At 47.0% G+C, this 9,970-nt stretch carries 8 protein-coding genes; 4 read left to right on the top strand and 4 right to left on the bottom strand.

The features are described from left to right. Positions 1-580 precede the first annotated feature (580 nt). Genes GOU96_RS15670 through GOU96_RS15655 form a run of 4 tightly spaced genes read left to right on the top strand, consistent with a single transcriptional unit; the run spans position 581 to position 4,749 of the window. Positions 581-1,321, top strand: coding sequence for an SDR family oxidoreductase (locus GOU96_RS15670; protein ID WP_001225698.1), 741 nt, complete (start codon positions 581-583; stop codon positions 1,319-1,321). 12 nt (positions 1,322-1,333) lie between these two features. After that, positions 1,334-2,539, top strand: coding sequence for an acetyl-CoA C-acetyltransferase (locus GOU96_RS15665; protein ID WP_000412014.1), 1,206 nt, complete (start codon positions 1,334-1,336; stop codon positions 2,537-2,539). Positions 2,540-2,568: 29 nt separating this feature from the next. Further along, positions 2,569-2,916, top strand: a complete 348-nt coding sequence (locus GOU96_RS15660) for a phasin family protein (protein WP_000287820.1) — start codon at positions 2,569-2,571, stop codon at positions 2,914-2,916. 57 nt (positions 2,917-2,973) lie between these two features. Continuing rightward, complete coding sequence (locus tag GOU96_RS15655; RefSeq protein WP_267783076.1) at positions 2,974-4,749, top strand: class I poly(R)-hydroxyalkanoic acid synthase; 1,776 nt, start codon at positions 2,974-2,976, stop codon at positions 4,747-4,749. An 85-nt stretch (positions 4,750-4,834) separates the two neighbouring features. Here the strand turns inward: GOU96_RS15655 and fbpC are convergent, their stop codons facing one another. The 4 genes from fbpC to GOU96_RS15635 all read right to left on the bottom strand — a co-directional run. After that, on the bottom strand, positions 4,835-5,890 hold the full coding sequence (gene fbpC, locus GOU96_RS15650; protein ID WP_113628603.1) for a ferric ABC transporter ATP-binding protein: 1,056 nt from the start codon (positions 5,888-5,890) through the stop codon (positions 4,835-4,837). A gap of 11 nt (positions 5,891-5,901) precedes the next feature. After that, positions 5,902-7,998 (bottom strand): ABC transporter permease, encoded by a 2,097-nt coding sequence (locus tag GOU96_RS15645; protein ID WP_258501437.1) that lies wholly within the window; start codon positions 7,996-7,998, stop codon positions 5,902-5,904. 109 nt (positions 7,999-8,107) lie between these two features. Then, positions 8,108-9,142, bottom strand: a complete 1,035-nt coding sequence (locus GOU96_RS15640; RefSeq protein ID WP_000636723.1) for an ABC transporter substrate-binding protein — start codon at positions 9,140-9,142, stop codon at positions 8,108-8,110. A gap of 112 nt (positions 9,143-9,254) precedes the next feature. Next, the coding region (locus GOU96_RS15635) for an MFS transporter (RefSeq protein ID WP_324702007.1) at positions 9,255-9,970 on the bottom strand (716 nt) is incomplete at its 5' end.

Raw genomic sequence — 9,970 nt, 5'->3', positions numbered from 1 at the left:
TAGTTATATTTGTTAATTCAATATTTGTTGGTTTAATTGCTGATAATAATAACGCTATCCTGATATAAAATGATTAATGTCATTCCTATTAATAGCACGTCTGTAATCAGAGACTAAATCGCTATTGTTCGAAGCTGTGTTATCTATCATTAATACATTGAAAATGTGTTACGTTTAATGTTTCTTATGTAACCATTTTTGATTCTAACTCACTGATAAAATGGATTTATTTTTATGGTGCTCTGAATTTTTGAGTTAAAACTTCTTATCTTTCAATAACATTTATTTATTTAACATTTTATTATCATTTCATTTGAATAGCGATATTGATCAACTTTTATAAAAATACACGAAACTGAATTTGAAATGTCATAAACCTCGATTAGGGTTAAATAGGGTAAGTAATTCGAATAACCTATCTAACTGATTATTTAATAAATAATTTGGTTATAGAACTACTTACTAATAAGCATTTTTTATTTCATGTTGAGCGTAATATACCTTCGCCAATTCAAACCATACTGAGTGTCGGAGTTGGAAAGGTATAAATCTAATATTGCTGTTGAGAATGGAGTCTTGAATGAGAAAAATCGCTTTGATCACAGGATCGAAAGGCGGGATTGGTTCTGCAATTTCAACCCAGTTGGTCAGTGAAGGTTATCGAGTTATTGCCACTTACTATACGGGCAATTACCAATGTGCGTTAGATTGGTTTAATGAAAAGCAATTTACCGAGGATCAAGTGCGCCTCTTAGAGCTAGACGTCACCAATACCGAAGAGTGTGCTGAGCGTTTAGCCAAACTGCTTGAAGAAGAAGGCACCATTGATGTGGTGGTTAATAACGCAGGTATCACGCGTGACAGTGTGTTCAAAAAAATGCCCCATCAAGCATGGAAAGAGGTCATAGATACTAACCTCAATAGCGTATTCAATGTCACCCAGCCTTTGTTTGCCGCTATGTGTGAAAAAGGGTTTGGTCGAATCATCAATATCTCCTCGGTTAATGGTCTCAAAGGTCAGTTTGGTCAAACTAACTATTCGGCAGCCAAAGCTGGGATGATTGGTTTTTCTAAAGCATTAGCTGCAGAAGGCGCACGATACGGTGTGACGGTTAACGTGATTGCACCTGGCTATACGCTGACGCCAATGGTTGAGCAAATGCGCGCTGAAGTTTTGCAATCGATTGTGGATCAAGTACCCATGAAACGCTTGGCTAAGCCGGAAGAGATAGCCAATGCCGTCAGTTACTTAGCCAGCGACGCCGCCGCCTATATCACAGGGGAAACCTTGTCGGTGAACGGCGGCTTATACATGCGCTAAGTAGGAGGAAGTATGGAAAAGATCTATATCGTGGGCGCAAAGCGCTCAGCTATCGGAGCCTTTGGTGGTTCACTTAAAGAGTGTTCAGCAGGCGCTTTGGCAGGGCAAGTCATCCAAGCCGCTCTTGAAGCCGCACAACTCAAACCTGAAGCTGTGGATGAAGTGATTGTTGGTAACGTTGTGAGTGCCGGACAAGGCATGGGTGTTGGGCGTCAAGCGGCTTTAGCGGCTGGCGTTCCACAGTCGGTTCCAGCTTACAGCATCAACATGGTGTGTGGCAGTGGGATGAAATCGGTGATGGATGCGGTTGCGCACATCAAAGCGGGAGATGCTTCTGTCGTTGTGGCCGCTGGTGTTGAGGTTATGTCACAAATCCCATTTGTTACGCCTGCCAGCTTACGAGATGGGCAGAAAATGGGCGCGTTTGAAGTGAAAGATCTGCTCATCCATGACGGTTTGACCGATGTTTTCAATCAATATCACATGGGTGTGACGGCAGAAAATATCGCTAAACAGTACGACATCGCTCGTCAAACACAAGATGAGTTTGCGTTAGCCAGCCAAATGAAAGCGACAGCGGCCATTGAAGCCGGACATTTTAAGCGAGAAATTGTGCCTATTTCGGTCAAAAAACGCCGTGAAACCGTCGTGTTTGATACGGATGAATACCCCAAACCGACGACCACGTTGGCCGCATTGCAAGGCTTACGCGCCGCGTTCGATGCACAAGGTACGGTTACCGCAGGTAATGCTTCTGGAATTAACGATGGTGCCAGTGCGGTGATTATCGCCAGTGAAAGTGCGGTAAAAAAATTAGGCTTAACCCCTATCGCAGAAATTATGAGTTATGCACAAACAGGGTTGGATCCGAAAGTCATGGGCTTAGGGCCTGTGAGTGCAGTCACTCAAGCATTAGCGAAAGCAGAATTATCTATCACTCAGGTTGATCTGTTTGAACTTAACGAAGCCTTTGCCGCTCAAGCATTAGGTGTCGTTTACGGTTTAGCTGAGCAACACGCGATTCAACCTGAGGCGATTTTAGAAAAAGCCAACGTCAATGGCGGTGCCATTGCGTTAGGGCATCCACTAGGGGCATCGGGTAACCGCATTCTGGTTACTCTGCTTCATGAATTACAGCGTCGCCAAAAACATTATGGCGTCGCTTCACTCTGCGTCGGCGGTGGCATGGGCACCGCGATCGTGATTAAAACAGTTTAACTTTAGATTCATTCACTAGGAGATAACGTATGTACACGGAATTTTTTAAAACATTCAGCGATCAAACTGAGAAGAACTTCGAACCGTATATCAAGTTCAACAAGTTGGTGACCAAGAATGTTGAAGTGCTGACTGAGCTACAACTCAATGCCATCCGCACTTATAGCGAGTTAGGTCTGGCGCAGATGAAAGCTGCCAGTGAAATCAAGGATGTAACCTCTTTAACTGCATTTAACTCACAGCAGTTAGGCGTGCTGAATAAACTCTCTCAGCAAATGATGGATGACAGCAAAAAACTGCAAAACATCGCGAAAGAGTTTAAAGATGATGTAGAAAAACTTGCCTCTGAAAACCTTAAGACAGTGACCCCTGCGTAACACTGTATTTCGCGCCGCCTACGGGCGGCGCTTTTTTCTGTTTTAAGGAGTAAGTGTATGTTCCAACATGCCTTTACGGACTACCTTGTCCAATTACAACAAGTGAATCAGCGTTGGTGGAAAGAGGTCGAACAGAGCAAAGCCGCCGTGAATTCCCCACTCAATAAAGCGATGCAAGAAGTGAATCTGGAAGACTCGCTCAAGTTCTTTGAGCAAGCCGCCAATCAACCTGCAGCTCTGCTGAAAGTGCAAACCCAATGGTGGGAGCAGCAACTCCAGATTTGGCAAAAAGTGGTGCTAGAGTCCAAAATTCAATCCATCATGGAAGCCGAAAAAGGGGATAAGCGTTTTAGCCATGAAGCGTGGCAGCAAGATCCTTTCTTCAACTTCATCAAACAATCCTATCTGCTGTTCAGTAAGACTTATCTTGACACGATCAATGCTATCGAAGGTCTTGATGAAAAAGCCAAAGAGCGGATTTTGTTCTTCTCTCGTCAGATGATCAATGCGCTTTCTCCGAGCAATTTTATTGCGACGAACCCAGAGTTGCTGCGTCTAACCTTAGAGAAAAACGGTGAAAACTTGATTGCGGGTCTTGAGCAACTGAAAGAGGATGTCGCGTCCAGTGCCGATATTCTCAAAATCCGCATGACCAACAATAATGCTTTCCGCCTTGGTGAAGATGTGGCCAACACGCCGGGTGAAGTGGTGTTCAAAAATGAGGTGTTTGAGCTTATTCAATACAAACCTCTGACTGAGCAAGTGGCCGTGACGCCACTGTTGATTGTTCCGCCTTTTATCAACAAGTACTACATTCTCGATTTGCGTGAGAAAAACTCCATGGTGCGCTGGCTAGTCGAGCAAGGTCACTCTGTGTTTATGATCTCATGGCGCAATCCGGGTGCGGCGCAAGCCCAACTCAATTTTGAAGACTATGTGCTCGAAGGCGTTGTTAAAGCGGTGAATGCGATTGAATCGATCACCGGGCAAGAGCAGATCAATGCGGCAGGTTACTGCATTGGTGGAACAGTATTAGCGACAACCATCGCTTACTACGCGGCCAAACGCATGAAAAAACGCATCAAAACCGCGAGCTTTTTCACCACGTTGCTCGATTTCTCTCAACCGGGAGAAGTGGGAGCCTACATCAACGACACCATTATTCGAGCAATTGAACTGCAAAATAATACCAAAGGCTATATGGATGGTCGCTCACTCAGCGTCACGTTCAGTTTGCTGCGTGAAAATAGCCTGTACTGGAATTACTACGTGGACAACTACCTGAAAGGGCAGAGTCCGGTTGATTTTGATCTTCTGTACTGGAATAGCGATAGCACTAACGTGGCAGGTGCATGTCATAACTTCTTGTTACGAGAGCTCTATCTTGAAAACAAGTTGGTTCAGGATAAGGGCGTGAAAGTCGGTGGTGTCTGGATTGATTTAGATAAAATCAAAGTGCCGAGTTATTTCATTTCCACCAAGGAAGATCACATTGCTCTGTGGCAAGGTACTTACCGCGGCGCATTGCGTACGGGTGGTAACAAAACCTTTGTGCTGGGTGAATCTGGGCATATTGCGGGAATCGTTAACCATCCTGACAAACGTAAGTATGGTTACTGGGTTAACGACACCTTGGATGATTCGGCGGAAGATTGGCTGGAAACGGCTCAGCACCGAGAAGGGTCATGGTGGGTGCATTGGAATGAATGGTTAAACGGCTTTGCAGATGACAGCAAAGTTGAACCTTATCCATTAGGCAATGCCGACTATCCGGTGTTGTACAGTGCACCGGGTGAGTATGTAAAACAGGTATTACCCATCCAAGAAGCTTAAAAGTAACGCCACCTCAGGGTGGCGTTATTCTTGCTCTACTTGAGTTTAAATGTCGAGAGAGACGTCTTTACACAAGGTGTTATCACTATTCTGCATAGGGCAGCAAAAATAGGCCGCGAGGGTTAAAGACTAAATACGCGTGCTGAGTTAATGCGTGATTAAACTGCGCGGAATTGAGCTGTAACAGCAGTTCTTGATCGTGCCATTTTACGGTCACTTCATACATTGAACCCATATACGCGGATTTGAGGATTTGGCAGGCTTGGCTTTCGCTGCCTTGCATATGTAAGGTGATCGCTTCTGGCCGGACACCAATTTGATATTCGCCGGTAGGCTTATCCCGCGTCACTTCAAGATCGGCATCAATTGCATAGCCATTAATGTGGATCTGCTGCCCGTCAAAATGGCCTTGGAACATGTTGGCTTCACCCATAAAGTTTGCCATAAACATCGACTTAGGCGCTTTATACAACTCTTGTGGCGTGCCAATTTGCATAATATCGCCCTGTTTCATCACGATAACGGTATCCGATACCGCGAAAGCTTCTGCCTGATCGTGCGTCACGTAGAGCGAGGTAATATCAAAACGCTGTTGCAGTTCGCGAATCGTTTCACGCATGCTGCGGCGCAAGTTGGCATCTAAGTTACTCAACGGCTCATCAAATAGCAGTACCTTAGGTTTGAGCACCAAAGCACGGGCAAGGGCAACACGTTGCTGCTGGCCTCCGGAAATCTGGTCAACATAGCGCTCACCCATTCCTTCGAGATCAACAATTTTAAGTGCTTCATCAACTCGCTGACGCACTTCTTCACTCGGTAACTTGAGCATCTTTAAGCCATAAGCCACGTTTTCGTACAGAGACATGTGCGGGAATAGGGCATAAGACTGAAACACCATACAGATATCGCGTTGTTGGATGGAGCGTTCGGTGACATCTTCACCATCTATGAAAATCTGCCCGCTGGTCGGTTTTTCTAAGCCAGCCACCAAACGTAAAACGGTGGTTTTCCCACAACCGGAAGGGCCAAGTAACGTAACCAAGCTGCCTTTTTTGATCTCAAGATCCAAGTTGCCAATCACGGTATTGCTACCAAAGCGTTTGCAGATGTTTTTGAGTACAACAAAGTTTTGTTTTTCCACGGTGATGTCTCCTAATAATCTTGATTAGTGGCTTTGGAACGAGAAACGCGAGCTTCACCGACCAGTAAATCGAACAGCAAAATGATGGCTAACATCACGACAATCAGCACGGAACCGTAGGCGATAGCAATGCCGTACTCACCATCTTCGACTCGGTTCAGAATGTAGGACGTTGCAACGCGGGTTTCCGGTGTAACCAGAAAGATGATGGCACTGACCGTGGTCATCGCCCGCACAAAGCTGTACACCAGCGTGGAAAGAATCGCGGGGCGCAGCAGTGGCAAAATAATGTAGCGAATGGTTTGTAATGAGCTGGCACGTAAGCTCAGTGACGCTTCATCCAATGATTTATCGAGCTGCCCGAGCCCAGCAATACCTGAGCGGATCCCCACGGGCACGTTACGCATCACCATCGAGATCACCACAATTGCAGCTGTGCCGGTTAAGTAAATCGGCGCATCGTTAAACGCTAAGATGTAGGAAACCCCTGCCACTGTACCGGGTACGGCAAAGCAGAGCATGGTGGAAAACTCGATCACTTTTTTGCCGTAGAACTGCTGTCTCACCACCACATAAGCAATCAATAAGCCGAACAGGGCAGTAATCGGAGCCGCCACACCCGCATAAATCATGGTGGTGATCAGTGACGGCCAAGCGCCATCAGACATACCATTCCCAAACAGATTGAGGTAGTTTTTGAAGGTCAGGGTGTAATCGACGCCCCAGTTCACCGTAAAGCTGCCGAAGAAGATGCTGCCGTAAAGCAGAACGTTAAAGATCATCCACGCATACAAAGTCACAGTGACGCCCAATTTCAGTGAGGTGGGCATCTCTTGCACATCGCCGCGGTAGGCTTTACCAGAAATGGTGACGTAGGAGCGCTGGCCGATCCACAGATACTGCACTACAAAAATCGCGAGTGAGAACAGCAGCAGAACCGAGCCGAGTGTACTGGCTGAAGCGTAATCCAGTTGCGCCCCTGCAATATAGAAATAGATTTGTGTTGCGAGCACATCAAAACTCCCGCCCAGTACCAAGGGGTTACTGAAATCTGCCAATGATTGCACGAATATGATCAAAAATGAGTTGGCTAACGCGGGCTTAAGCAGTGGCATGATAATGCCAAAGAAGGTTTGATAACGGTTGGCTTTGAGCGTGTAGGAAGCTTCTTCCAACGAAGGATGCAGTGACTTGAGTGCGCCATCCAAAATCATGAAGGACATAGGCGCAAACGCCAGCACCTGTGCGAGCCAAATGCCCGTGAAACCATACAACCAGTTGGTTTTCTGTAAACCAAACCCATCGACCATCAATTCAGTGATATAACCCGAACGACCCAGCATTAAAGTCACGCCCAACCCGACAATAAAGGGTGGTGTCACGATCGGTAAAATGGAAAACACGCGCGCGATAAAGGCGGAACGTTTAGCAATACGTGTGGTGTAAATGGCAAAAATCAGTCCGAAGAAGGTTGCGCCAACGCCTACCGCAATGCCGAGTGCAATCGAGTTGTAAATGACGGTGAGGGTATGAGACTGGGATAGGATCGTCATGAACTGCCAAGCCGTCCAGTTGCCCATGTCATCTTTAAACATCGGCAGGAAAATGGCGATGCTCGGATAAACAATAAAAATTACAATCAGCAGAATGATGCTGATCAGTGAGCCAATGACAAAGTGGTCGCCACCGAGGTATTCCAAGCGGGCGAAGGCGAGCGTCATAATAGCGCCAAGGGCAGTGAACAGAATGATGCTGGAATAACCCAATCCTTTGCCGCTTAGCCAGGCGCTGAGCAAAATGGCCAGCATAGAGAAGCCAGAATACGCAATGTCGAGATAGTGGCGGTTTGTGGACTGACGTCCCTGAGCTTGCCGAGGCCGAAAAGCCAGCAATAAAGGCAAACTAAACCAGAACCAGGAAATGTTTGGCTCACTCCAACCCATAGCGGCATAAAATTCATCTGGAGTAGATTCAAATAGCCCATAATCCAGAGCAAAGGATGGCAGAAGAATAAAGCTAAACAGCACCGCAGCCAGCCAGTAAAAAACCGGATCGGTTTTGACTGGCTGGTGGAGTGTCAGTTTCAGCGCTTGAGAAGGCTCATGCATGGTCAAACCTTATTATTGAGTCGCACTTAACCTGCCCGCAAGCTGTGAGCAGGCTAAGTGTCAGGGGAGAAATACCGCCACCGAGTGGCGGTGCGACTACGATTTCGGGTTAGTTACCCATCTTGATTTCGTTAACCCACTTGGTGATCAAACGCTTACGCTCATCAGAAGAGCCGTAGGTTTCCATATCGTAATTGATCAGTTTGAGTGTTTTCGGATCGAGCGCGTTCGGCGACTGTTCCGCTTGGGTGTTGGTCAAGATTTGGTAGGAGTCCCCTTGTTTCCATGCCACTTCTTGGCCTTCTTTTGAGAGTACCCAGTCAACAAATAGCTTGGCATTATCGAGGTTGCGCGCGCCTTTGATGATGCTCACGCCACCTAACTCATAACCTGTACCTTCACAAGGAGAAATGAGCTCCAGCGGTGCACCTTTGGCTTGCTCCAGCGAGTAGTCGTGCAGGAATCCAATACCAATCGCTACTTCACCACGCGCCGAGTTACGTGATGGCGTTACCCCAGATTTGGTGTATTGAGAGACGTTTTTGTCGAGCTTTTTGAAATACTCAAATGCGGTGGGTTCATCCCAGAGCTGGATGAAGGTTGCGAGTGCGGTATAAGCAGTGCCAGAGCTTTGTGGGTCGGAGATTTGAATTTCGCCTTTATATTCTGGTTTGGTCAAATCCGCCCAGCAACGCGGGATCGGAATGCCTTTTTGTGCCAAGCGTTCGGTGTTCACACCAAAGCCCAAAATGCCCATGTATACCGCAGAAGAGTAGTTACCTTTGCGTTTGGCAGGATCACGGAAACCTTCCATGATGTTGGCCAGTTCTGGGGATTGGTAAGCTTGGAGTAAGTCTATTTCACCCGCTTGTGATTGCGGATCAAGTGTACCGCCGTACCAAACATCCGCGCGTGGGTTATTTTTCTCTGCATCAATTTTTGCAAGTGTACTGCCTGAACCATTGCGTACAAAGGAGGTGTTCACATTGTATTTTTCAGCGAACGCTTTGGTACCTGCTTCACACATCGCATTGGTTGCACTGCAGTAAACCACCAAACGGCCTTCCGCATGAACCAGCGGCGCAGTCATCATTGAACCAAGAACACTGAGTGCCAGCAGCGTGCGTTTTGCATTAACAATCATTGGGTTTTCCCTCTGGTTGATGCTCCCTTGTGTCCTTGTCAGGTCGGTACTGCGTCAGGTCATAAAGTGGAGCACAGTTACGTTATTGGATGGTAAAGATTGGTTATGTTTATCACTCATCTTCCGTCACCGGTTGCTGAGCTTTTATAAAGGGCAGCAGTTGTAAACTGATCACAGCTGCTGCCGCAGTAATGAGGCAGAAGAAACCTTCCCAGCCCCATGCTTCAATAGCCAGTGACATGGGGTAGCTGGCTAACGCTGCACCGAGATAGCTAAATAGCCCAACAAATCCGGTCGCGGTGCCTGCCAAATCTTTCCTTGCGCATTCTGCGGCAGCCATACCAATCATCATTTGCGGGCCGAAGACAAAAAATCCGATACAGAAGAAGCAGCCAGCCAAAAACCATAAATGATCGATAGGTGTCAGCCATAAGGCCGCAGCGGAGGCAAAAATGCCTAACGCAAAAATCAAATTCATCGGGGCGCGGTTGCCGCGAAAGTAATAGTCGGAACCCCAGCCACCAAGCAATGAGCCCAAAAATCCGCCCACTTCAAACATGGCTACTGCGCTATTGGCACTGAGAATGTTGTATGCGTGCCGCTCAACCAGATAGAGCGATCCCCAGTCGTTAATGCCAATTCTGACCACGTACACCAGCAAGTAAGATCCACACAACAGCCAAATGTAGCGATTAGTCAGTACATAGCGATAAACCGCGACGCGGAAGGCGAGACCTTGGCCTTCTTTTTCGTGCTCGAGTTCGAGAGCATCACCGCGCCATTCACCGACCGAAGGCAACCCCATTTCGCTTGGCTTCTCTTGGATGC

The organism is Vibrio sp. R-1, from assembly GCF_035615595.1.
Taxonomy (GTDB): domain Bacteria; phylum Pseudomonadota; class Gammaproteobacteria; order Enterobacterales; family Vibrionaceae; genus Vibrio; species Vibrio cholerae.
Note: the sequence above shows the minus strand (reverse complement) of the source record. Positions and strands in the feature narration are given on the sequence as shown.

Coding starts and splice junctions, on each gene's coding strand:
- GOU96_RS15660 (WP_000287820.1), top strand. CDS start 2,569: ATGTACACGGAATTTTTTAAAACATTCAGCGATCAAACTGAGAAGAAC.
- GOU96_RS15670 (WP_001225698.1), top strand. CDS start 581: ATGAGAAAAATCGCTTTGATCACAGGATCGAAAGGCGGGATTGGTTCT.
- GOU96_RS15645 (WP_258501437.1), bottom strand. CDS start 7,998: ATGCATGAGCCTTCTCAAGCGCTGAAACTGACACTCCACCAGCCAGTC.
- GOU96_RS15665 (WP_000412014.1), top strand. CDS start 1,334: ATGGAAAAGATCTATATCGTGGGCGCAAAGCGCTCAGCTATCGGAGCC.
- GOU96_RS15640 (WP_000636723.1), bottom strand. CDS start 9,142: ATGATTGTTAATGCAAAACGCACGCTGCTGGCACTCAGTGTTCTTGGT.
- GOU96_RS15655 (WP_267783076.1), top strand. CDS start 2,974: ATGTTCCAACATGCCTTTACGGACTACCTTGTCCAATTACAACAAGTG.